Annotated in this window: 19 protein-coding genes and 1 riboswitch; of the genes, 13 read left to right on the top strand and 6 right to left on the bottom strand. The window is 48.7% G+C overall.

Annotated features, from left to right (window positions below; translation table 11 throughout):
* The first annotated feature begins 48 nt into the window (after positions 1-48).
* Complete coding sequence (locus tag ICL80_RS15145) at positions 49-933, top strand: hypothetical protein (RefSeq protein WP_194213567.1); 885 nt, start codon at positions 49-51, stop codon at positions 931-933.
* Positions 934-1063: 130 nt separating this feature from the next.
* Entirely contained in the window at positions 1064-1729 is a 666-nt protein-coding gene (locus tag ICL80_RS15140) for a 2OG-Fe(II) oxygenase (protein ID WP_194213566.1), read from the top strand.
* 33 nt (positions 1730-1762) lie between these two features.
* On the opposite strand, the gene ICL80_RS15135 is transcribed toward ICL80_RS15140, so the two are convergent.
* Positions 1763-2200: a helix-turn-helix domain-containing protein gene (locus ICL80_RS15135; RefSeq protein ID WP_194213565.1), complete on the bottom strand. Its 438-nt coding sequence runs from the start codon at positions 2198-2200 to the stop codon at positions 1763-1765.
* A 77-nt stretch (positions 2201-2277) separates the two neighbouring features.
* Here ICL80_RS15135 and tmpT point away from each other — a divergent pair, with 77 nt between their 5' ends.
* From tmpT to ICL80_RS15100, 7 genes are all read left to right on the top strand, one after another.
* On the top strand, positions 2278-2916 hold the full coding sequence (gene tmpT / locus ICL80_RS15130) for a thiopurine S-methyltransferase (RefSeq protein WP_194213564.1): 639 nt from the start codon (positions 2278-2280) through the stop codon (positions 2914-2916).
* 78 nt (positions 2917-2994) lie between these two features.
* A riboswitch (cobalamin riboswitch) is annotated at positions 2995-3186 on the top strand.
* Positions 3187-3343: 157 nt separating this feature from the next.
* Positions 3344-5215, top strand: a complete 1872-nt coding sequence (locus tag ICL80_RS15125; protein WP_194213563.1) for a TonB-dependent receptor plug domain-containing protein — start codon at positions 3344-3346, stop codon at positions 5213-5215.
* Positions 5216-5227: 12 nt separating this feature from the next.
* Positions 5228-6112 (top strand): ABC transporter substrate-binding protein, encoded by an 885-nt coding sequence (locus tag ICL80_RS15120; protein ID WP_194213562.1) that lies wholly within the window; start codon positions 5228-5230, stop codon positions 6110-6112.
* A complete protein-coding gene (locus ICL80_RS15115) occupies positions 6109-7116 on the top strand; it encodes a FecCD family ABC transporter permease (RefSeq protein ID WP_194213561.1) in 1008 nt (335 codons plus the stop codon). Before ICL80_RS15120 ends, ICL80_RS15115 begins: the two co-directional genes overlap by 4 nt.
* Complete coding sequence (locus ICL80_RS15110) at positions 7113-7892, top strand: ABC transporter ATP-binding protein (protein WP_228073595.1); 780 nt, start codon at positions 7113-7115, stop codon at positions 7890-7892. Before ICL80_RS15115 ends, ICL80_RS15110 begins: the two co-directional genes overlap by 4 nt.
* Entirely contained in the window at positions 7892-9349 is a 1458-nt protein-coding gene (locus tag ICL80_RS15105) for a cobyric acid synthase (protein ID WP_194213560.1), read from the top strand. Before ICL80_RS15110 ends, ICL80_RS15105 begins: the two co-directional genes overlap by 1 nt.
* A gap of 32 nt (positions 9350-9381) precedes the next feature.
* Positions 9382-9993: a trimeric intracellular cation channel family protein gene (locus tag ICL80_RS15100; RefSeq protein ID WP_194213559.1), complete on the top strand. Its 612-nt coding sequence runs from the start codon at positions 9382-9384 to the stop codon at positions 9991-9993.
* Here ICL80_RS15100 and ICL80_RS15095 read toward each other — a convergent pair.
* Together ICL80_RS15095 and ICL80_RS15090 are read right to left on the bottom strand one after the other, a co-directional pair.
* Positions 9990-11192: an alpha/beta hydrolase gene (locus tag ICL80_RS15095; RefSeq protein WP_194213558.1), complete on the bottom strand. Its 1203-nt coding sequence runs from the start codon at positions 11190-11192 to the stop codon at positions 9990-9992. The two genes, ICL80_RS15100 and ICL80_RS15095, sit on opposite strands and share 4 nt — an antisense overlap.
* Before the next feature lie 107 nt (positions 11193-11299).
* The gene (locus ICL80_RS15090; protein WP_194213557.1) at positions 11300-12160 is read right to left on the bottom strand and encodes a LysR substrate-binding domain-containing protein; all 861 of its coding nucleotides are present in this window, start codon (positions 12158-12160) and stop codon (positions 11300-11302) included.
* A gap of 135 nt (positions 12161-12295) precedes the next feature.
* Between ICL80_RS15090 and ICL80_RS15085 the strand changes: the two genes are divergently transcribed.
* From ICL80_RS15085 to ggt, 4 genes are all read left to right on the top strand, one after another.
* The gene (locus ICL80_RS15085) at positions 12296-13474 is read left to right on the top strand and encodes an acyl-CoA dehydrogenase (RefSeq protein ID WP_194213556.1); all 1179 of its coding nucleotides are present in this window, start codon (positions 12296-12298) and stop codon (positions 13472-13474) included.
* Positions 13475-13484: 10 nt separating this feature from the next.
* Entirely contained in the window at positions 13485-14657 is a 1173-nt protein-coding gene (locus tag ICL80_RS15080) for a CaiB/BaiF CoA transferase family protein (RefSeq protein WP_194213555.1), read from the top strand.
* Between the two features lie 102 nt (positions 14658-14759).
* Entirely contained in the window at positions 14760-15224 is a 465-nt protein-coding gene (locus ICL80_RS15075) for a YHS domain-containing (seleno)protein (protein ID WP_194213554.1), read from the top strand.
* 132 nt (positions 15225-15356) lie between these two features.
* Complete coding sequence (ggt, locus tag ICL80_RS15070) at positions 15357-17096, top strand: gamma-glutamyltransferase (RefSeq protein WP_194213553.1); 1740 nt, start codon at positions 15357-15359, stop codon at positions 17094-17096.
* Positions 17097-17154: 58 nt separating this feature from the next.
* Here ggt and ICL80_RS15065 read toward each other — a convergent pair whose 3' ends face one another.
* The 3 genes from ICL80_RS15065 to purD all read right to left on the bottom strand — a co-directional run bounded on the left by ICL80_RS15065 (position 17155) and on the right by purD (position 22957).
* Complete coding sequence (locus ICL80_RS15065; RefSeq protein WP_194213552.1) at positions 17155-20283, bottom strand: efflux RND transporter permease subunit; 3129 nt, start codon at positions 20281-20283, stop codon at positions 17155-17157.
* Between the two features lie 11 nt (positions 20284-20294).
* The gene (locus ICL80_RS15060; RefSeq protein ID WP_228073593.1) at positions 20295-21482 is read right to left on the bottom strand and encodes an efflux RND transporter periplasmic adaptor subunit; all 1188 of its coding nucleotides are present in this window, start codon (positions 21480-21482) and stop codon (positions 20295-20297) included.
* A 191-nt stretch (positions 21483-21673) separates the two neighbouring features.
* Positions 21674-22957, bottom strand: coding sequence for a phosphoribosylamine--glycine ligase (gene purD, locus ICL80_RS15055; RefSeq protein WP_194213550.1), 1284 nt, complete (start codon positions 22955-22957; stop codon positions 21674-21676).
* Between the last annotated feature and the right edge of the window lie 12 nt (positions 22958-22969).

The raw sequence follows: 22969 nt of genomic DNA, 5'->3' as shown, positions 1-22969 counted from the left end.
CGTACTGGTTATTTCTTCATCTGTTTGTGGCGTTAGTAAAGGGTCATCATGCTTGGGCATGTGTTGGTATATGTGCGTTTGCTGGTGATCAGGGTGTTCCTTCTATTACTGTGCTTTCCCGGTAGTTTGTTTGCTGAAGAGTTTATCTTGCGTTTGGGGGACGATGAGTATTTCCCGACACTCCTTGAAGCTGCCCTGAAAGAGGCTGACGGCGATCACACCCTGACAACTTACCGTTTTCCTGAACAGATACCTCAGCAGCGCGCTTTTAGATCGCTTAAAAAAGAGAACGGCATAATCAATGTGCTCTATACCGGTCATAGTATAGAGCGGGAGCAATCTTATGCACAAGTGGATATACCCTTAACGCGCGGCTTGCTCGGATACCGTATGATGGTGCTTAAGGATGAAAACCTGCATCTTTTAAAAAACATTTCCAGCCTAGATGATATAATTCAGAATATTGATGTGGGGTCTGGTACATACTGGCCTGATACGAAGATACTGAAAGCTGCTGGATTTAAAGTGTTTACGGGTGACCACCCCTATTTATGGCCAATGCTTATGTATGGCCGTTTTACGGCTTTTCCGCGCGGGCTGAGCGAGGTTTCTGTTGAACTTGATATGTTAAAAGATGATCCGCTTGCCGAGCGACTGGTGATAGAGAAGAATATTTTATTATATTACAAATTTGACCATTTTTTCTATTTAGCGAAAGACGATACAGTAAGAGCCGCTATCATTGAGCAGGGGTTAAAGCGCCTTTATGAGAATGGTAAATTCATGGAAATTTTCATGAAGGCGGGTTTTTATAAAGAGGCGCAAAAACTTGTTGGCGATCATCCAAAACATGTTTTTGAGCTTGCGAACCCGCTGCTAAGTGAAAAGGTACAGGCTATACCCGACCAGTACTGGCATAATTTTCATGATTAGCGAGTAAAGAATAATAGACCAGCCTGTTTCTATATGCGATTAAGGCGGTAACATGGTTCCATAGCTTGGAACCAGTGATATGCCAGCCGCATGGTCTTCCGTGCGCTGTTTTGGGGTTTCTTAGGGTAAAATGGAGCATTTTTTTCTTGAGGGCACGGGCGCGCTTGACACTGGCGACGCGTGCCTGTTGTTTGCATCAATTGCTGATGATATTCAGGATAAGGGCTATAGCTGCCAGCCTGGTGCGCTACCGTCTGCGCTTTCTGCATTGTTATGGCAGCAAGTGGGCGAGATGCCACCGGTTAAGTTTAGGGAGGCAGGTGTTGGCCGCGCCGCAAACCATACCGTAGACTCTGACATTCGCCGCGATCAGATATGCTGGATAACAGGTGCTTCTGTAGCTGGAAAAGCATGGCTTGACTGGGCAGAAAATTTGCAAGCTTATTTGAATAAGCATTTATTTTTAGGCCTTTTTTCCTTTGAAAGCCATTATGCACATTATCCTGAAGGTGGCTTTTATGCTCAACACCAGGATGCCTTTAAAGGGGAAGCAAACAGGGTTGTTTCGGTTGTTGTATACTTAAACCCTGACTGGATGCCGGGTGATGGCGGCGAACTGGTGTTATATGACCCTGAGGGCACAACCGAGCTTATGCGCATTGCACCCACTTTTGGCACTATTGCTGTGTTTCTGAGCGAAGACTTCCCACATGAAGTATTGCCTACAAACCGAGATCGTTTTTCGATTGCAGGATGGTACCGCCTTAATGGCTTTAACCCGCTAATAAGCTTGTAAGGCTTTGTATTTTTAAGTAGCTAAGGTAGATGGCTAGAACTTTTCAAGGTTCTTTTGAGGGGCATATGTGCTTTTTTTGCTAGCGGCCTTGAGTAAGCGCTGGAATTTTGGGCATTCCATGTGGCTTGGGGCCGTGCACAGTGCAGCATGCTGCAAACCATCCCTCATTGTTTCAAGCTGTTTGATTGTGCGGTCCAGTTCATGAGCTTTGGCAACCAATTGCTCTCTGTTAATTTTGGGCGTGCCGTCAGGAGCAAACATGCGGGCGATATCATCTAGCGAAAAACCGGCCTTGCGCCCTAATGTAATAAGCGCCAGCCTTTCCATAATAGTGGCTGGAAAAAGCCGTCGCAGACCCCGTCGTCCGATCGAATGTATGAGCCTTTTCTCTTCATAAAATCGCAGTGTTGAAGCGGGTAATCCGGATAGTTTGGAAACCTCACTAATATCAATAACCGCTGTACTAACCATTTTCTCTTGACCTCAAGTTAACTTGAACTTGTAAACTAGTGCAAACACAGAAAAGATCAACACGGAAAGGTTACGTGATGGAAAATGAATTTTGGTTAGATAAATGGCAAAAAAACGATATTGCATTTCATGAAGGACAGGCAAATGAGCAGCTTGTAAAACACTTTAACGCTCTAGCGTTGCCTGTGGCAGCGCGGGTTTTTGTGCCACTTTGTGGTAAAACACGCGATATCGCCTGGCTCCTTTCCCGAAATTACACTGTTGTTGGTGCAGAGCTAAGTGAACTGGCTGTAAAGCAGCTTTTTGATGAACTTGGCGTAACCCCGCATGTGGTAGATGGTACCCTGACCACATACAGTGCAGAAAATATTGATATTTTTGTTGGGGATATTTTCGCCCTGTCAGCAGAGCTGCTAGGGCAGGTTGATGCTGTCTACGACCGGGCAGCCCTTGTGGCTTTGCCAGCAACCGTTCGGGCGCACTACACAAAGCATTTATGTATGATAACACATACAGCCCCGCAACTGGCTATCACTTACACATATGACCAAAGCCAGATGGCAGGGCCTCCGTTTTCCGTGCCGGATGAAGAAGTCAGGCAGCATTACGGTAGCGCATACAAGCTTAGGCTTCTTGCGAGGGAGCAAGTGCAAGGTGGCCTCAAAGGAAAATGTGCTGCAGAGGAAAGTGTTTGGGTTATAGAGCCCCATATGTAGTATCTTGTTGTCACATGTTTTGTGGAAGCGATATTTTTGAGTGCAACGAAGTGTCTCTTGCCTCCACCCTTCACATGTATTATAGCCACCCCAGATGGTTCGGCTGGTGTATGCCAGTCGCTAAGAGGGAACACGGTTAAAAACCGTGGCTGTACCCGCAACTGTATGTGAGGAGTGCGTGGCAATTTATCCACTGGTGTACATCACCGGGAAGGATGCCAGGCACATCGATCCACAAGCCAGGAGACCTGCCGTCTAGTCGCCTTTCTGATGGTCGGGTTAACCACTCAGAAGCGGACCTCCGTGTCGGCGACAATCGCCGCTGTGCACGGAGATTGTAAGGAGAAGGCCGTTCCGGCCTTATCAGACAAACTCCCCACAGTTTTATAAAAGACGGCCTTTTAGGCTCAGTTGGATGAAACTTATTATGTCTGATACATTAAAAATATTGCTATTGGCTTCCACCACTTTCACAGCTTCAAGCGCTATATATGCCGAGGCTGCTTTGGAAGAAGTTGTTGTAACAGCATCGCGCCGCGAACAAAACATCAGTGATGTTGGTGCCAGTATTTCTGTGATGAGCGAGGAAGCTCTTACACGCGGGCAATATAGCTTTGCGCTTGATGCCATTCAAACCCTGCCGGGTGTATCGATTAACCAGAATGGTGGTTTTGGCACGCAGGCAACTGTTAGTATTCGCGGTAACGCAACCGACCAAACTGTGGTGCTGATCGACGGTGTGCAGGTGAATGATGTGTCTGCCCCCGGCGGCGGTTTTAACTTTGGTACGCTGGACCCCGCCACGATTGAACGCATAGAAGTGCTGAAAGGCCCGCAGTCTGTGCTTTATGGTTCTGATGCCATTGGCGGTGTGGTGAACATCATCACCAAACGTGCAAACGGTGATGGTTTTTCTGGTAACGTTTTTGGCGAATACGGCGCTTTTGATACGTTCCGCGGTGGGGCTACGCTGCGCGGAGGTAGTGAAAAGCTGGGCTTTGTCTTGTCTGGCAGCGCGGTAGAAACAGACGGTATTTCTGTGGCAGATGAAGCTGCGGGTAACACAGAAAAAGATGGCTACAACAGCTATACGCTGCGCGCGCGCGTGCATGCGGCCCTGTCTGACCTTGTGACGGCAGAAGTGTTTGGTAGCTATACAGATAGCCACGCAGATGTTGATAGTTCTGCCTTTAACCCGGCCTCTGGTGCATATGAACCTGCAGACGGACCAGACAGAGCCTTGTCAGAAGAATATCTGGTGGGTGGTAAACTGGTGGCAGACCTTCTGGATGGCCGGTTTAATAACACGGTGTCTGTCGAGTATTCGGCCCTGTCCCGGCAGAGCATTTCTGCATATGGCACATATCCCGGCAAAGGCGAGCGCCTGAACCTTGATTATCTGGGCGTTTACAGCTTTACAGAGGCATGGTCACTGACAGCAGGTGCGCAACATGAAAACATTAAGCTGAAAGAACCTGCTGATCAGGCAAATACAGTGGATATCAACAGTGTCTTTGGTGTTGTGGCCTATGAAGAGGGCGGCTTATCACTGTCAGCGGGCCTTAGGCTTGATGATCATTCTGATTTTGGCTCCAGCACAAACGGGCAACTGCGGGCATCCTATAATTTTGCTGAAATTGGCACACGGGTATTTGCTAACTGGGGTGAGGGCTTTAAGGCACCAAGCCTGTACCAGCTATCTTATATATGCACTTACTGCTATCCAGTTGCGCAAACAGAGCCGAACGTGAATTTGTTGCCTGAACGGGCAAAGTCTTGGGAAGCAGGGGTTGAGCAAACGGTGCTAGACGGCACAGTGAAATTTGCTGCAACCTATTTTGACCAGAAAACAGATGATCTGATCATTTATACCAGCACCATTGGCTACGATAACGTAGACCGTGCACGGTCAAAAGGTGTGGAGCTTTCTGTTGATGCCGCTCTGAGCAGTGCGGTTACTTTTGCTGCGAATTATACATATGCTTCAAGCAAAGACAGGGATACGGACCTGCGCCTTATTAGAAGGCCAAAGCATCAGGCTTACGCCGTGATTGACTGGGATGTAACAGACCGCCTGTCTACACAGGTTTCTGCTACATATAACGGCAATGAGCTGGATACAGGCAACCGCACGAATGACAGCTGGATAAGGCTAGACCTAACTGCGGCCTATAAGGTGACAGATAGTATTGAGCTATATGGCCGGGTCAACAATCTGCTAGATGAAGAGTATCAGCAAATTCTAGGCTATGGTACACCCGGGATTGCCAGCTATTTTGGTGTACGTGCTAACTTCTGATAGGGGATGGTGATGGGCGCTTCTGCGCTGCATAAGCACTTTTACCCTTCTAAAGGGATATGGGGGCGGTTTGCCGCCTCCATTCTTTCTATATGCCTTATCACTGGGCCGCTTTATGCGGGCGGATTTGTTTCGCTTGATCGCTGTGCCGACCAATTTGTTTTGGCGCTTGCTGACCGCACTGATATTCAGGCTGTATCTTTTGAGGCTGCCGATAACCGCTCTTTTTATGAAGAGGCGGCGTATGGTTTGCCAGTTGTGGGGGGGAGCCTTGAAGAGGCGATTTCCATAAAACCTGATTTAGTGTTGTTAACATACAGAGGCGGCCCAAGGGCTGTGGCTGTTCTTAATCAGGTTGGTATAGCAGCATATATGCCGCCTTATGCAGGCTCGCTTGATGAAAGCCTTGGTGTGCTGATGGATGTTGGCCGCTTGCTTGGGGCAGAAACCCGCGCGGGTGAACTACAGCAAAACTACAGAAAGCGCTATCAAGCGCTTATGGATGCAGAGCGATATAGCCAGAAAGCTGTTTATATGACACCGGGCGGGTTCACGGCAGGTGAGGGTACCTACATTGATGACATTATCAAGCTTGCAGGGTTTGATACGGTGGCTGCAGAGGCAGGCATCAAGGGTTGGGTGCCACTGCCACTAGAGAAAATGGTGGTGAGCCCGCCTGATTTTGTGGTGGCCACGTTTTTCCATGATGCCGATATTCATGTTTCAAGCTGGAGCAGTAGCAGGCACAGTGTTTACAAGCATTTGATGGGTGACTTGCCCATCATTCATGTTCCAAGCCGGTATCTAACATGCAGTGGTGTTTTTGCGATTGATGCGGCAGAATATATTAGAGAGCAGGCTATAGGGCTTGGCATCACTACAAAGGCAGCGCCATGATAACAATGTTCACCCGCAAGCCTTGGTTGTTTCATGGTGCATTAGCTTGTCTTTTGGTGGTGGCGGCTTTTGTGTCTGGCATGTACGGGCAAATTTCCTTAACGGCGGCGGAATTCCTGCGGGCGCTTTTGGGGCGCGGCGATGAAGGTCTGGTGCTTATTGTACAAGACCTAAGAATGCCGCGTGTGGCGCTTGCTATTTTAACCGGTGCAACACTTGGTTATACGGGCGCTGCTTTGCAGGGATTGCTGCGTAACCCGCTTGCTGACCCGGGCGTAATTGGTGTTACATCATCTGCAAGCCTTGGGGCTGTTATTGCCATTTATTTTGGTTTTTCAGCCGTTAGCCTTTTTATGGTGCCTGTTTTTGCCATGACAGGGGCGCTTTTTGCTACCTTTGTTCTGGTAATATTGGCAGCAAGAGATAGTAGTGTTTTAACACTGATACTGGCTGGCATGGGTATATCAAGCCTTGCTATGGCGGGGGTGTCGCTTGTTATGAACTTTGCCCCAACACCTATGAGTGTGCAGGAAATGGTGCTCTGGATGTTAGGATCCCTTGAAAACCGTACGTATGAAGACCTGATTCTGGCTAGCCCTTTCATTCTTGCAGGCTGGGTTATGATGCTGGGTTCGGGGCAAGGCTTGAATGCCTTGTCGCTTGGTTCAGAAGCTGCTGCAACACTGGGGATTGATGTTGCTCGCCTGCGCTGGCGTATTGTTATGGGCACGGCTTTATCAGTGGGGGCGACAGTAGCCGTTTGTGGTTCTGTGGGTTTTATTGGCCTTGTGGTGCCACACTTTGTGCGTGCAGTTATTGGCTATGAACCACGCAAAATTTTACTGCCAAGCGCCTTTGTTGGTGCTTTTATTATGCTCCTTGCCGATATTTTAACACGTCTGCCCATTGGTCACGGCCAGCTTAGGCTTGGGGTGGTAACCGCCCTTATCGGTGCACCGATGTTTATCTATATCGTTTTTAAAACGCGGGAGAGCATGCGGTGACGGGGCTTGAGCTTAAAAATATCAGTGCCACGCTGGAAGGGATGGCTGTTCTTTCCGGGGTGAGTTTCGCTGTTAAGCCTGGCGAGGTAGTGGGGCTTATTGGCCCGAACGGTGCTGGCAAAACCACAGTTTTAAAGGCAGCACTTGGGTTACTTCCTCTTGTTGGCGGTACTGTTTTTCTGGACGGGCAGCTTCTTGAAGGGATGAATGCCAAAGACAGGGCCTGCAAGGTTGCTTACGTACCACAAGGGGCGCCGGTGCACTGGCCGCTGACAGCAGAGCGTACGGTTGCTCTAGGCCGTATCCCCCACATCAGCCCGTGGCAAAATATAACAGCTGACGATACAGCCGCTATTGAAAAAGCAATGCGGGTAACCGACTGTTGGAAGCTGCGGGACCGGCTGGTAACAACGCTTTCTGGCGGCGAGCGCGCCCGCGTTTTGCTGGCCCGTGCTATTGCTGTAAATGCTTATTTCCTGCTGGCAGACGAGCCAACGGCATCTCTTGATCCAGCACATCAGCTTCAGGTTATGGAAATTTTAAAAGAACAAGCATCAAATGGGGTTGGTGCCGTTGTGGTTATGCACGATTTGGCGCTTGCTGCTCGTACCTGTGACCGGCTTATTCTTATTTGTGAAGGCCGTGTGCTGGCGGCAGGCACACCCGGTCATGTGCTCACTGATGCAAACATTCAGAAGGCTTTTCATGTGAGTGTGTCTCGCTGGAAAGCTGGTGGTGTTGATATGATCGCCCCTATAGCCCGGATTGATAGCTAATGTCTGCACGCAGTATTATGGTGCAGGGTACAGGCTCTGATGTTGGTAAATCTGTGCTGGTTGCGGGGCTTGCCCGCGCCTATACTCGGCGCGGTTTGAAGGTGCTACCATTTAAGCCACAAAATATGTCGAACAACGCGGCCGTAACGCTCGAAGGCGGTGAAATTGGCCGTGCCCAGTGGCTACAGGCTTTGGCGGCTGGGGCAGAGCCATCCATTCATATGAACCCGGTGCTTTTAAAGCCCGAATCTGAAACTGGTGCACAGATTATTGTGCATGGTAAAGTGTTTGGCAGGGCAGAGGCTGGTGCATACCAGCGGCTTAAGCCCCAGTTGTTGTCTGCGGTTAGTGAAAGCTTTAACAGGCTAAAAAATGATGCTGACCTTATACTAGTGGAGGGGGCTGGTAGCCCGGCAGAAGTGAACCTAAGGGCGGGTGATATTGCCAATATGGGTTTTGCTGTACCCCACAAAGTACCGGTCATTTTAGTGGGGGATATTAACCGGGGCGGCGTTATTGCCTCTATTGTTGGCACTCATGCTCTGCTGCCACCTGAAGAGCGCGCCTTGATTAAAGGTGTTATTATTAATCAATTCAGGGGTGATATGAGCCTGTTTGATGGCGGTATAACCCGTATTGTGGCCGATACCGGCTGGCAGTCATTTGGTATTGTTCCGTTTTTACGGGTTGTGCGTGAACTTCCCGCTGAAGATGCTGTTGTGCTTGAAGACATGCACCAAGGCGAAGCAGGAAAAAACCTCAAGATAGCTGTGCCGCTTTTGCCGCGTATTGCAAACTTTGATGATCTGGACCCCTTAAAGGCTGAAGCTGGGGTTGAGCTTGTGTTTTGCCCGCCCGGCACCCCCTTGCCGCGGGATGCTAGGCTTATTGTTTTGCCGGGTAGCAAAGCAACTATTGCAGACCTTCGTTTCCTAAAGGCGGAAGGCTGGGCAACTGATATAGCAGCCCATGTGCGGGCGGGCGGCGCGCTTCTTGGTATATGCGGTGGTTACCAGATGCTGGGCACAGTGGTTACAGACCCTGACGGTGTTGAAGGCCCAGCAGACAGGGAGGAAGGTCTTGGGTATCTTGATATGGAAACGATACTAAGGCCTGAGAAAATTATTACGGGCACAGTGGCACGTGTGCCAAATCTGGGTGCCACTATGGGATATGAAATTCACACGGGGGAAAGCTTCGCGAAAGCGGGCACGCCTATTTTTATGAAGGCAGGACAACGGGTGATTGGCCACAGTCATGCAGATAAGCCTATTTGGGGAACATATTTGCATAGCCTCTTTGATGACGGTGCCTTCAGAAGCAATTTTTTGGCACTGCTGGGTGTGAAAGGCGGGGCGGTAAACCACCGTGCCCGCGTTGAAAAATCGCTGGATGCTTTTGCGGATGCTCTTGAACAACATCTGAACCTTGATGCAATACTGGACGCGGCGCGTTAAACTGAGTATGCGTGTTTCAGAAAGGGCCAGCTATGCATGATTTACTGTTTTACTTTGATATGGCGGGGGTTTTTGTTTTTGCAATTTCAGGCGCGCTTGCTGCGGTTCGGAAAGGCATGGACCTTTTTGGTATTATAGTGTTGGCGCTTATGCCTGCGGTTGGCGGCGGTACTATCCGCGACCTTGTGCTTGATCAGCCTGTGTTCTGGATTGTGAGTACACATTCCATATGGGTGGCTCTTATTGCTGCGGGCTTAACCTTCTTGTTTGCGCGCCATCTTGAAAGCCGTATGCGCTGGCTTATTTGGGCTGACGCTGCGGGGCTTGCGCTTTTCTGTGTGGTGGGCGCAGAAAAGGCACTTGTTGTATCAGGCAGTCCGATGGTGGCGATTATGCTAGGTGTTACCACAGGCGTGGCCGGCGGTGTTATCCGCGATGTAATCTGCAATGAAATTCCGCTTGTTATGCGTGTTGATGAGTATTTTTACGCGACAGCCGCTTTTTTTGGAGCAGGTGTTTACTGCCTGATGGATTATTTGGGATACGCTGGCCCCATTGCCTTGTGGGCTGCCATAGCAACAGCCTTTACAACGCGTGCTATGGCAATTTTAAAAGGTTGGCGCTTGCCTAAAGCCCTGCGCTAGTGGGCTTCTTTGGGGGTTGAGCCGTTCTCATTGTCCATGGTGACCTTTTCTGCATGCAGGGCATAATGGTCATCAAACCACAGGGCCGCATCCATATTGTATTTGAACTCGTTAACATACCGTGCTTGCATGTCTTTATCAGCCCAACTGCGCAGGGCTGTGCGGTGGGTAAAGCGCTCGTTTGGTGTCATGGCGACATACTCTTCTGCCGTGGGCACGGGCATGGGGTAATCGTTATATCTTTTGGCGGTTACAGGTGCAGGCTCAGGCTGGGTGGCATCTGGTGAGAGAGCAAAGGTAATTCCTCTGCTGATAGCGGCGGGTACAACACTGCCGTGGTTTTCGCCTTCAAAAATAATTTTTTCAGCATAAATGCCGGGGGTTTCTTTTAGCATGCCTGCCATTTTGACAAGATCATCCACCTGAGTGCGACCAATAACGCCAGGCAGCGCAGGTCTGCCTGTTGAGGCGGGTGGTGCTGCCTCTGGCTCTTTTGGCTGCTCTAGGGCGCCGACAGTTAAGAGAACGCGCGCTGTGGCACCTGTCGTCTCTAGTTTAGGGCTAAGCCTGCTGAGGAAGTTTTTATTGCGGAACATAAAGCGGTCCCCCCACCAGATGGACGGACTAGCGATCAAATAAGTTTGAAACGCATCAGGCTGGTTTATCAGGGCATTGAGGGTAAAGAGGCCGCCAAAGGAATGCCCAAATAGCGTTTGGCTCTGTTTGTTCAGAGTAAAACGATCTTCTATTTGTGGTTTTAGTTCATCCAGTATGAAATGTAAAAAACCGCTGGCACCGCCAAAGCCTTCAGGGACCGGGCTATCAGCTAGTTGAATGGTTAGGTCAAAAGAGCGGGCTTTGCCAATATTGGTGCCCTCTGGGTACCCAATACCGACAACCACGGCTTCGGTTCTGTCTTTACCGCCGCGAACAAAGTGCCGCATGGTTTCAACCATAGTGCCAAAATAGGCGTTGGCATCGGTCAGGTAAATAACTGGATAACCACCTACCGGCGCGGGTTGAAGTGGTGTTGAGATAAAAATCTGGTATGTTCTACCGGTGATCTTGGATGTCAGGGGGTAGGTTTCCGTGTTTGGAATAACCGATTGAGAGGCTAAGGCGATTTCAGCTTTCACTGGCGTTAAAGCCAAGCAGATAAACACAAAAAATGCTAATTTTTTTATAACGGTCAGGGACATAATGTAGCCTTTAATAGAAGCGTTAACCCTATAATAATTTCGAAATTATTATAGGGTTATACCAGAAAAAAGGTCAACATATTCATGAAATATATACATTATTGCTTTTATTCAGGTGTTAGCCAGTTTTTGAACGCCTGCACTTTGTTGCTGCCGCTTAAGTGGTCTGGGTAGGCGAGGTAATAGCCGTTTTTACTGGCAACTGGTGCCCCGAACGGGGCTAGTAGCCGGCCTGATTTAAGGTCAGACTCCACATACATATTGGGTAGAACGGCCACACCAAGACCAGAGCGAACAGCTTCGATCATCATGGTGAAGTTTTCAAATTTGGGCCCTAGCTTTTGTGCCCGCTCGCCGCGGCCATTTGCATGCAGCCACACTTGCCATGCTTTTGGCCGGGTTGCCATTTGAAGATGTTCATAGTCCATAATTTCGGGGCTTTGATATAGCTCTGGCATAATAACGGGGACAATTTCTTCGTCGACAATTCTTTGGCTTTCATAGCCTTTCCATATGCCGGTGCCGTATAAAATAAAGACATCCGTATTGGCGGCGATGAAATCCTCAAGGCTTAGCCCGGTAACAATATTTAGCTGAATATCAGGGTTTTTGGCGGTGAAACCACCAAGGCGCGGGATTAACCAGCGCGATCCAAAGGTGGGTAGCAAGCCAAGGGTCAGTATGCGGTCTTCCGCGCCCCAGCTCATTAGGCGCATGGTTTCTTTTTCAAGCTTGTCCATGATGGGGGACAGGGTTGTGCTAAATTCTTTAGCGGCCTCGGTGGGCACTAGGCGCTTGCGCTCGCGCTTGAAAAGTGGCTGCCTGATAAAAGCTTCCAGATTGCCGATTTGGCGGCTAACCGCGCTTTGTGTCAGGTTCAGTTCGTCTGCCGCGCGGGTCACAAGGCCGTGCCGCATAACATTTTCAAAGCACTCAAGGGCTGTCAGTGATGGGATTTGTCTTTTCATATGGCTTTTATACCACCAATAATTTTTAAATACATGATTTTTTATCATATTATGAGTGGAAATCAGCACTTTATTTCGCTGAAATATGTATTATACATGCATAAATGTAATTTATAAAGATATGAGGACCAAGCCATGTCAGCCAAACCAGCATTTAATTGGGAAGACCCCTTTCTTCTTGAAGATCAGCTTACAGAAGAAGAACGCCTGATCCGCGATAGCGCGCGTGATTACTGTCAGGCAAAGTTGATGCCGCGTATTTTGATGGCAAACCGCACAGAAAATTTTGACCGTGCGATTATGACTGAGCTGGGCGAGATGGGCCTGCTTGGGGCAACCTTACCTGAGCAATACGGCGGGTCTGGTGTAAACCATGTGTCGTACGGCCTGATTGCCCGCGAGGTTGAGCGTGTTGACAGCGGCTACCGGTCTGCCATGAGTGTGCAGTCTTCCCTTGTAATGCACCCTATTTATGCATACGGCAGTGAAGAACAGCGTATGAAATACCTGCCAAAGCTGGCTTCTGGCGAGTTTGTTGGTTGTTTTGGCCTGACAGAGCCTGACCATGGTTCTGACCCCGGCGGCATGCGTACGCGCGCCGAAAAGGTTGATGGCGGCTATAAGTTAACAGGCAATAAAATGTGGATCACCAATAGCCCAATCGCGGATGTGGCTGTTGTTTGGGCAAAGCTCGACGGCAAAATTCGCGGCTTTATTGTTGAACGCGGGATGGAAGGTTTCTCTACACCAAAAATTGAAGGTAAAATGTCTCTGCGTGCTTCGATTACGGGCGAAATTGTACTTGATAATGTTATTGTTCCGGAAGAAAACCTACTCCCGAATGCAAGCGGCCTTGGTGGCCCGTTTGGGTGCCTGAATAAAGCACGTTTTGGTATTGCATGGGGTGCGCTTGGTGCGGCTGAGTTCTGCTGGCATGCAGCACGGCAATATACAATGGACCGTAAGCAGTTTGGTAAACCACTGGCCCAGACCCAGTTGGTACAAAAGAAACTTGCAGACATGATGACCGAGATAACGCTGGGCTTGCAAGCATGCCTGCGTGTTGGGCGGCTGCTGGATGAAGGTAAGTCAGCACCAGAAAACATATCGCTGATCAAGCGCAATAGCTGCGGCAAATCGCTTGATATTGCCCGCATGGCGCGTGATATGCACGGCGGTAATGGTATTGCAGACGAGTTCCATGTGATCCGTCATATGGTAAACCTTGAGACAGTTAATACCTATGAAGGCACATATGATGTGCATACGCTTATTTTAGGCCGTGCACAAACCGGCCTTCAGGCCTTTATGTAAGGGGTATAGAGTGGCTGGCCCCCTTACTGGTATCCGTGTTCTTGATCTTAGTCGCATTTTGGCAGGGCCTTGGTCTACCCAGTGTCTTGCTGACCTGGGGGCTGAGGTTATCAAGATTGAACGCCCGAACGAGGGCGATGATACCCGCACATGGGGGCCGCCCTTTTTTGGTGAAGGCGATGAAGCCCTTGCAGCCTACTATATGAGCGCAAACCGCGGCAAACAGTCTGTTGCGGTTGATATGGCAAGCCCAGAGGGGCAGAGCATTATCAAAAAGCTGGCAGCAAAGTCTGATATTGTTGTTGAGAACTTCAAGGTTGGTGGATTGAAGAAATACGGCCTTGATTATGAGAGCCTGAAGGCGCTTAACGTAGGCTTGATTTATTGTTCTATCACTGGTTTTGGTCAAACGGGGCCGTATAAAGACAGGCCGGGCTATGATCTGATGATACAGGGTCTTGGTGGCCTTATGAGCGTGACAGGCGAAGCAGACGATAAGCCCGGTGGTGGCCCGCAGCGCGCTGGTGTTGCGGTGGTTGATTTGTTTACTGGCCTTTATAGCACCATTGGCATTTTAGGGGCTTTGCATCACCGGGAAAAAACCGGTGAAGGTCAGCATATTGATATGGCCCTTCTTGATACACAGGTTGCTGTCCTTGCAAACCAAAGCTTAAGCTACCTTGTATCGGGGACGGCACCAAAGAGGCAAGGCAATAGCCACCCGGCTATTGTGCCGTACCAAAGCTTTGAAACCAAAGACGGCCACATGATTTTGGCAGTTGGTAATGACGGCCAGTTCAAGCGGTTTTGTGATGCGGCGGGCTTACCGGGTATAGCGGCTGACGCGCGCTTCAGTACAAACCCGGGCCGGGTTGCAAATAGGGGTGATCTGGTCCCTGTTCTTGCGGGGGTTATTGCTGGTCGCACGACAGATGAATGGGTGACAATGCTTGAAAAAGTGAATGTGCCGTGCGGCCCTATCAACACGCTTGACCGTGTGTTTGATAACGAGCAGGTAAAAGCCCGCGGCATACAACTAGCGCATAAAGATAGCCTTGGCCGTACATTGCCGGGGGTTGCTAACCCTATTCGGTATTCGGCAACACCTATAGAATATAAAAAAGCACCGCCCATGCTCGGTGAAGATACGGATGCGGTTTTAAGTGCACTTTTAGCTGAGTAGCCTTGGCCTTTAAGGCAATTACACATAAAATTGACCCATATGTGAGGCGCCTACCTGTACACCGTATGGTACTGATACCCTCTAGGCTAAGAGGAACATGCCATGAAAAAACTTAGTATCCGCATTTGTGCTATTATTTTTATGATGCTGGCTTTTGGCTCTTTTGCGCAGGCTGGTGATGACCCGGTTTATACAGGCACATTCAGTAATGTCGCTGTGGGTGGTTATGATACCGTTGTGTATTTTACAGAAGGCCAGCCGATAAAGGGTAATAAAAAGTTCAGTACTGACTATAAGGGCGCGCAGTGGCGTTTTGTAAACGCAGAAAATAAGGCGCTTTTTCTTGCGCACCCCGAACAATATGCGCCGCAGTATGGCGGCTACTGTGCATGGGCTGTAAGCCAAGGCTATACTGCATCAGGTGATCCAACTGTTTGGAAAATTGTGGATGGTAAGCTCTATCTTAATTATAATGACGATGTAAAAGCCAAGTGGGAGCAGGATATTCCCGCCTTTATAAAATCAGCCGATAAAAACTTTCCAAACCTTGTAGATGCCCCTGAATAAACATCGGGTCAGGTGATCTAAAGCCAGTGATTAGGAAGCCTTGCTGTGTGTGGGGTTTTCTTTTTTGCTGACTAAGCCCATAGTATGATCAGATACGCTAGAGGATATAATCTGACTGTGGGACTTTTTTTTATGACATTCGTGAAGAGAATTTTTGTGTTTTTTGTGCTGTTGCCGCTGTCTTTTGCAGCCGAAGCACAGACCCCCCTTATTACCTATAATACACAGTTTCACCCCACACTGGCGCGAAATGGCATTGTTGTAAGCCAAGAAACCTACGCAAGCGAAGCTGGTCTTGAAATATTAAAAGCTGGCGGCAATGCCGTTGATGCCGCAGTCGCTACAGGCTTTGCCCTTGCTGTTACGCACCCACAGGCAGGCAACCTTGGTGGTGGTGGCTTTATGATGATTTACCTGAAAGCCGAAGATAAAGTCATTGCGCTTGATTACCGCGAGATGGCCCCAAAAGCTGCCAGCCGTGATATGTATTTAGATGCAAATGGTGCGGTTGATAATAAACTGTCACGCTTTAGCCTGAAGTCAAGCGGCGTGCCGGGTACTGTTATGGGCCTTGTTGAGGCGCAAAAACAGTATGGTGTGCTTACGCTCCCTGAAGTGATGGCACCTGCGATTAGATTAGCCGAACAAGGTTTTGCCGTGCCGTGGGAGCTTGCAGAATCGCTTTCCCGCTACGGTAAGCGCTTATTAGCAGACAGTGCTAGCAAGGGTTATTTTTTCAAGCCTGATGGCAGCGCTTATGTGGCGGGAGATATATTCAGGCAGGTAGATCTGGCAGAGACGCTGAAAACTATCGCTCAAAAGGGTTCTGATGGTTTTTATAAAGGCGCCGTTGCAGATAAAATTGTCACCACAATGGAAACAGGTGGCGGCCTGATCACCCATGAAGATTTGGAAAACTATGAAGTGCGTTTCCGGGAACCTGTTTCAGGCACGTTTCGGAATGTGAAAGTCGTTACCATGCCGCCACCTTCGTCTGGCGGGGTGCATGTTATCCAGATGCTGAATGTGCTGGAAGGCTGGGATCTGCGCTCGATGGGGCATAATAGTGCGGCCTATATCCACCGTATGGTTGAAACCATGAAATATGCCTATGCAGATAGATCAAAATATCTTGGTGATCCTGATTTTTTCAAGGTGCCTGTTGCAGAACTAACCTCTAAAAAATATGCGGCTGCAATCCGCGCTAAAATTAACCCTGATACAGCAACGCCGTCTGCTGACATTGGGCCAGACCCAGACTTGCTTTATGAAAGCCATGACACCACGCATTTTTCTGTGGCGGACAGGTTTGGTAACATGGTTGCAAACACCTATACCCTGAATTTTACATACGGTAACAGCAAGTCTGTGGCGGGGGCAGGCTTCCTGCTAAATAATGAAATGGATGATTTTTCCGCAAAAGCCGGTGTGCCAAACGCATTTGGTTTGCTCGGTGGTGAAGCTAACGCGATAGAAGCAGGCAAGCGACCGCTGAGCAGCATGACACCAACATTTGTGTTCAAAGACGGCAAGCCCTATATCGCAACAGGCAGCCCGGGTGGGTCACAGATTATTACCACTGTTCTCAATGTTATTATGAATGCGGTAGAGTTTGATATGAATATTCAGGCAGCAACCAACATGCCGCGGTTTCATCATCAGTGGTTCCCGGACCAGATTTTTATGGAGGCGGGCTTCTCACTTGATACACGGCGGTTGCTGGCAAAAATGGGCCATCATCTTTCCACAGAGCCTTTTGACAGCAATGCTCATATCATTGGGGCTGCACAGTCGATCATGGTAACACCAGAAGGCTTGCTCGCTGGTGCGGCTGACCCGCGCAGGCCTGGTTCATTCGCGGCGGCTTACTAAGGACATAAAAAGGGCCACAGAAATATTTCCCGTGGCTCTTTTATCTTTTCAAAAGTTCTTATTCCGCTTGTGATGGAATATCCTTTGGTTGATCTTTTTTTACTGCCTGTAGAAGCCTGATTTTGAGGTGTTCTTTCAGGATAGTTAGATCATAGCCAATGGCATAAAGCGCAGGCACGAGTAGAAGAGTAACAAAAAACGCAATCACAACCCCTGCGGAAAGGGACATGACCACAGGTTTTAGGAAGGCCGCTTGAATAGACTGTTCAAGCATCATAGGCGTTAAACCGATAAAGGTTGTAACCGATGTTAGCAGAATAGGCCTGAACCGAGCAACGCCCGCCTCTACAATCGCCTCAACAGGGTTAAGGCCGCGTTCCCTAAGTTTGTTACTAAAATCAACCAGAACAAGGTTATCGTTGACCACAACACCAGCTGCAGCGGCAATACCAAAATAACTAAATACGGACATGGTCATATCACCAACATAGTGGCCGTATATAGCCCCAATAAAAGCAAACGGCATGGCCACCATAATGGCAAGTGGTTGCCAATAGCTTTTAAAGGCGGTCGCAAGCAGCATATACATAACAAATATGGCTACCAGATACAGGTTCACAAGCTGTTGTTGGAATTCAGCTTCGCCCTCGGCCTGACCAATGGAGCCACGCTGGATACCGGGATATTTTTTCTCCCATTCCGGGAAGAAGTTTTTATTGAGGTCTTCCATAATATTACCGCGAACACTATCTTTCATGTCCGCACTCACCCGTGCAGCCCGGTACATTTGCCAGTGGTGAATGTTTTTAATGCCGGGGGCATAGGTTAGTTCTGCGACAGTTTTAAGCGGTACTTCGTTGCCATCTGCGGTACGCACCCGGAAGTTTTCAAGACTTTCAATAGATTGCCGTGTTTCTTTGGGGTACCGCACCTTCACCTTTACGTCCTGCCCTTCACGAGGCAGGCGCTGCACTTCGTCGCCGTAGTAAGCTTGGCGAACTTGCAAGGATACATCTGCAAGCGTGAGGCCCAGCTTTTCTGCGCCCGGCTTCATGCTTATACGGATTTCTTCTGATGCGGCATCTAGATTGTTTCTAATGTCATAAAGGGCATCATAGGTACGCAGCTTTTCTTCAAGATCAGCAACTGCTTGCCTCAGAATAGTAAGGTCAGAGTGTCGAACAGAAAGTTCAAAGTCTGGGTCGTTATTACCATTCTCGTAGGTAACGGACACTTCTTTGGCGTCAGGAATATCACCAATAAGGTCACGCAGCTTAAGGGCAGCTTCTTTCGCGCCTATACTGCGGTTCTCTGCCGGGGCAAGCTTCACAATGGCAATGACACTGTCTTTTCGCGCCCGTGTGTACCAGTTTTCAACCAGTTTGCTTTTCCCGCCTGTTAACTGGTCTTCCTGCTCGATCAGTTTTTGCTCGGCGACTTGAAGCTGTTGTAATATCTCAAGCGCACGCCAGTAAGGCGAGCCTTCAGGCATCGTTACATTTATGGAGATTTCTTCACTTTCGAAGGACGGTTGAAAATTGCTTTTCACGTAACCAGACGAAAACAGGCCAAAGCCAAACATGAAAATAAAGACAAATATGGATGTTGTCAGATATTTGTTTTCTACAGCAGCCGTACCAATTTTGCGGTATTTATACTGGGCAAAGTCAGTAATGCTGGTTGCAATTTTTTTCTGAAATTTGCCAAATCGACCAACATGTTCCCGCGGTTTCATTTTTGAAAGGTGTGCTGGCAAAATCAGGAGTGATTCAATCAAAGAAAAAGAAAGCGCGGTGATAACCACCCATGTAATATGCCGTGTAAATTCTGTGGACTCGTTGTTCATAAACACCCACGGCGTGAAGGCAATGATGGTGGTTAGAACAGCGTAAATAACAGGTTTGGCAACAATCTGAGCACCAAATACAGCTGCCGTTATGCCGCCACCAGTTCTTTGGCTTTCTGTATGGATGCTTTCGCCAATAACAATGGCATCATCCACAACAATCCCAAGCACCAGCAGGAACGCAAAGGTTGATAGCATATTTAGCGAAACATCAAGCGCAGGGAGGAACACAAAGGCACCAGCATAAGCTGTAGCAATGCCCATCGTAACCCAGAAGGCGACTTTAGGGCGCAGTGTTAAAAGGAGGACAATAAGCACCAGCACAAGCCCTTGCAGCGCCGAACTGCTTATTGTTGACATACGGCTGTTAAACTCGTTTGCCTGATCAGTCCACAAGGTCATTTGAATACCGGCAGGCAGTGTTTTTGATCGTTCCTCAATCCATTTGTGAATGGATTCAGAGGCTTTAACAACGTCCATTTTCTCGGTGCTTAGAACTTGCAAGAGTACAGCTGGTTTGCCGTTCAGGCTGGCAAGTAAGTCAACATCCTCAAAGCCGTCGATCACTGTCGCTACATCACGCACGCGCACAATGCCGCCGTCTGCGGTTTGTCGAATGATGATATTTTCAAAGTCATGCTGTGTATCAGCCAGATTTCTGGCGGTAAGTGTCAGGTCGCCGCTATCTGTTTCGATGGTGCCGCCAGATGAATTAAGCGAGTTATTGGCAATGGCACGGGATACTTCTGAAAAAGTAAGGTTATAGCGGCGGAGTGCATCTTCTGATACTTCAACAGAAACTTCTTCGTTACGCGTACCAAAGGTTTCCACCAGTGAAATTGCAGGTAGTTGTGCTACTTCGCGCCTAAGTGTTTCGGATGTCTGTTTCAGTTCGCGTTCACTTACATCACCATAAACAGCAACCCTGATAAACTCTTCGCGCTGCACAAACTGTTTTACAATAGGTGGCTCTATATCTCGCGGAAAACTCGATATGGAATCAACACGAATTTTAACATCGTTCATGAACTGGGTGAAATCTGCATCCCGTAGCGCAAGGACAATAATTTGTCCAAAACCCTCGGATGATGTAGACCTGATCCAGTCGATATTATCGAGATCCTGCATGGATTCTTCAATGCGGGAAACAATTTGTTCTTCTACATCCTGTGGGCTGGCGCCAGGCCATGTTACTGTAATGGCAAGCCCTGGAAAGCGAACTGTTGGAAATACTTCCCGCTCCATGGCCATAAAGCCAAACACACCGGACAGAAAAATACCAATCATCAGCAGGTTGGCGGCTACTTTATTGCGTGCCCACCATTCAATTGTCTTGTTCATGCTGTTTCTCCCTAACGGTCTGTGTCAGAGAGGGTATTACCCGCGGCGCGGGTAATAGTGCTAACAGGCATACCGCTGTATGCGGCACGGACAGCCGAGGTCACAACCATTTCGCCTTCAGCAACACCACTGGAGACATAAACATTGTCGTCTGATGTTGAAATTACATCTACGGTGCGGATTTCTAACTTGTTGTCTTTCACAACATAAATCCGGTCGTCCCCTCTTAAGGCGAGACGTGGCATAACCATGGTTTTGGTTGGTATTGCGCTTTTAATGGTGGCTTTCACAAACATGCCAACGGCAAGAGGTTTGCCCATGTCAGCTGCTTGGCCGTAGGGGTCCTGCACTTCTGCAACCGCATATATCAGTCGGGTTTGGCGGTCGATTGCAGCATTTACCCGCACGATGTGCCCAACCCAGCTATATGATTTATTATGTACTGTGCTGCTAAAAGTAACTTCTGGGGCATTTGTGCCGTTTGAGACAAAGCCAATAGGCAAGTCAATTTCCGCAAGCTGTGTATCGGTGAGGGGTAGCCGAACCTCAACAACATCAGTGGCAAATACGCGGCCCAGTTCAGTGCTGGGTGTTACAATCTGGCCTAAGCCTACACTACGTTCAAGAACTTTGCCGTGGAAAGGTACACTAACATTTGTACGGGAAAGGTTTAGCTTTGCGGTTTCAAGATCAGCTTCAGCAGCACGTTTTTGTGCCTGAGCTTCTGCAACTTGTGGCGCGTTCAGGGCAAGGGGCGTTGGTTGCCCGTCTTTTACCCATTCATCCCACTGTTTGCGCTTTATCCGGGCATCTGCCATTTCTTTTTCAAGAACAACAGCCGTTTGAGCGACGCGGGCTTCTGCTGTTGCAAGCGCCAGATTATAATCAGCATCATCAATTTTGATAAGGGTTGCATTGGACCCAAAACCAGCACCTTCAGCAAATGATTCAGAAATAGAAACAATCCTGCCGGAAACCTGTGGCATCAGGGCTATTTCTGTTTTGGCTTTCACTTCGCCCTGTGTGGTAACGGTTAAACGTACGTCTTCTGTCTTAACCGTATCGACATAAAGCGATGTAGGTCTTTCTTCAATCTCTGTTTTTTCAGGGGGTGATTTAGCTGCATCAAGGGCTATTACAGACCCTATGCTAGCCAGCAGCACCACGGCAGGTACTACAAACTTCACAATCTTGCTCACGATATATCCTCGCATTTTATTATCAGGCTTTTGCCTGTGTTTTTTTAGTTATTGGCTTACGCCTGTCGTGTTTGTATTTACCCTCTTACTGTATAAATGAATAAAAGTCACTTATTTTTAATACAGTAAAGCTGTCTCCAGCACAGGGTGCGAGGGTGTCCCGTGCCAGAGTAATCCTTTAGGTTTTTTGCTTAAGTAGTCGCTTTTTCGCGGTTGATAGCACGCCAGCCAATATCCCTGCGGCAAAACCCATCAGACCAGTCGATACTATCAACAGCCTTGTATGCTTTTTCCTGTGCTTTTGTCACGGTGGCACCAAGCGCGGTTACATTGAGTACTCGGCCTCCAGCGGCTTGAATATGGCCGTTTTCCTGTTTGGTGCCTGCATGGAAAATGCGGACGTCAGCGTCACCAGACGCAGCAACCAAGCCTTTGATCTCGCTTCCTTTTTCATAACTAGCAGGATAACCTTTTGCTGCCATTACAACAGTTAAGGCAGCTTTTTCATCCCATTCAGCAGAAACGCCTGCAAGCTCGCCCTTTGCAGTGGCTACTAGCAAGGGCACGATATCACTTTTCAGCCGCATCATCAGAACCTGACATTCAGGGTCACCAAAGCGGCAGTTGTATTCAATCAGTTTTGGGCCATCTGCTGTGATCATGAGGCCGGCAAAAAACACGCCGCGATAGGGGTGTCCCATATCGGTCATGGCTTGCACGGTTGGTGCAATAATGGTGTCCATCACTTCTTTGCAGAGTGTATCTGTCATAACAGGGGCGGGGGAGTAAGCACCCATGCCGCCAGTGTTTGGACCAGTGTCACCTTCACCTACGGCTTTATGGTCTTGGGCAGTAGCAAGGGCGAGGGTTGCGGTGCCGTCGCAGAGAGCAAAAAAGCTGGCTTCTTCGCCGGTCAAGAATTCTTCAACAACCACTTCAGCGCCAGCACTGCCAAACGCGCCGTCAAAAATATAATCAACAGCGGCAAGAGCTTCCTCTAGGGTTTGCGCTAAAATAACGCCTTTGCCAGCGGCAAGACCGTCAGCCTTAATAACAATTGGTGCGCCTTCTTTGGTGATATAGTTTTTGGCGCTGGCAGCATCTTTGAAACGGCCATAACTTGCTGTCGGGATATTATATTTAGCGCAAATATCCTTGGTAAAGCCTTTTGAACCCTCAAGGCGTGCAGCCCCTGCTGTTGGCCCAAAAGCCAAGATGCCAGCCGCAGTTAGGTCATCAACCAGACCTGCAACAAGCGGACCTTCAGGGCCAACTACCACAAATTCAATTTCATGATCTTTGCAGAATGAAATAACTTCACTATGATCAGATGTATCAAGCGGGGTGTTAATCGCCACTTCCACTGTGCCGCCGTTGCCGGGTGAACAGTATAGGGTTTGCAGTAAAGGACTTTCGGCAATTTTCCAGCACAGAGCATGCTCACGGCCACCAGACCCGATCACAAGTATATTCATTTTTATGACTTC

The sequence above is a fragment of the Kordiimonas pumila genome, from assembly GCF_015240255.1.
GTDB classification, from domain to species: Bacteria; Pseudomonadota; Alphaproteobacteria; order Sphingomonadales; family Kordiimonadaceae; genus Kordiimonas; species Kordiimonas pumila.
Note: the sequence above shows the minus strand (reverse complement) of the source record. Positions and strands in the feature narration are given on the sequence as shown.

Coding starts and splice junctions, on each gene's coding strand:
- ICL80_RS15145 (WP_194213567.1), top strand. CDS start 49: ATGCTTGGGCATGTGTTGGTATATGTGCGTTTGCTGGTGATCAGGGTG.
- ICL80_RS15140 (WP_194213566.1), top strand. CDS start 1,064: ATGGAGCATTTTTTTCTTGAGGGCACGGGCGCGCTTGACACTGGCGAC.
- ICL80_RS15135 (WP_194213565.1), bottom strand. CDS start 2,200: ATGGTTAGTACAGCGGTTATTGATATTAGTGAGGTTTCCAAACTATCC.
- tmpT (WP_194213564.1), top strand. CDS start 2,278: ATGGAAAATGAATTTTGGTTAGATAAATGGCAAAAAAACGATATTGCA.
- ICL80_RS15125 (WP_194213563.1), top strand. CDS start 3,344: ATGTCTGATACATTAAAAATATTGCTATTGGCTTCCACCACTTTCACA.
- ICL80_RS15120 (WP_194213562.1), top strand. CDS start 5,228: ATGGGCGCTTCTGCGCTGCATAAGCACTTTTACCCTTCTAAAGGGATA.
- ICL80_RS15115 (WP_194213561.1), top strand. CDS start 6,109: ATGATAACAATGTTCACCCGCAAGCCTTGGTTGTTTCATGGTGCATTA.
- ICL80_RS15105 (WP_194213560.1), top strand. CDS start 7,892: ATGTCTGCACGCAGTATTATGGTGCAGGGTACAGGCTCTGATGTTGGT.
- ICL80_RS15100 (WP_194213559.1), top strand. CDS start 9,382: ATGCATGATTTACTGTTTTACTTTGATATGGCGGGGGTTTTTGTTTTT.
- ICL80_RS15095 (WP_194213558.1), bottom strand. CDS start 11,192: ATGTCCCTGACCGTTATAAAAAAATTAGCATTTTTTGTGTTTATCTGC.
- ICL80_RS15090 (WP_194213557.1), bottom strand. CDS start 12,160: ATGAAAAGACAAATCCCATCACTGACAGCCCTTGAGTGCTTTGAAAAT.
- ICL80_RS15085 (WP_194213556.1), top strand. CDS start 12,296: ATGTCAGCCAAACCAGCATTTAATTGGGAAGACCCCTTTCTTCTTGAA.
- ICL80_RS15075 (WP_194213554.1), top strand. CDS start 14,760: ATGAAAAAACTTAGTATCCGCATTTGTGCTATTATTTTTATGATGCTG.
- ggt (WP_194213553.1), top strand. CDS start 15,357: ATGACATTCGTGAAGAGAATTTTTGTGTTTTTTGTGCTGTTGCCGCTG.
- ICL80_RS15065 (WP_194213552.1), bottom strand. CDS start 20,283: ATGAACAAGACAATTGAATGGTGGGCACGCAATAAAGTAGCCGCCAAC.
- purD (WP_194213550.1), bottom strand. CDS start 22,957: ATGAATATACTTGTGATCGGGTCTGGTGGCCGTGAGCATGCTCTGTGC.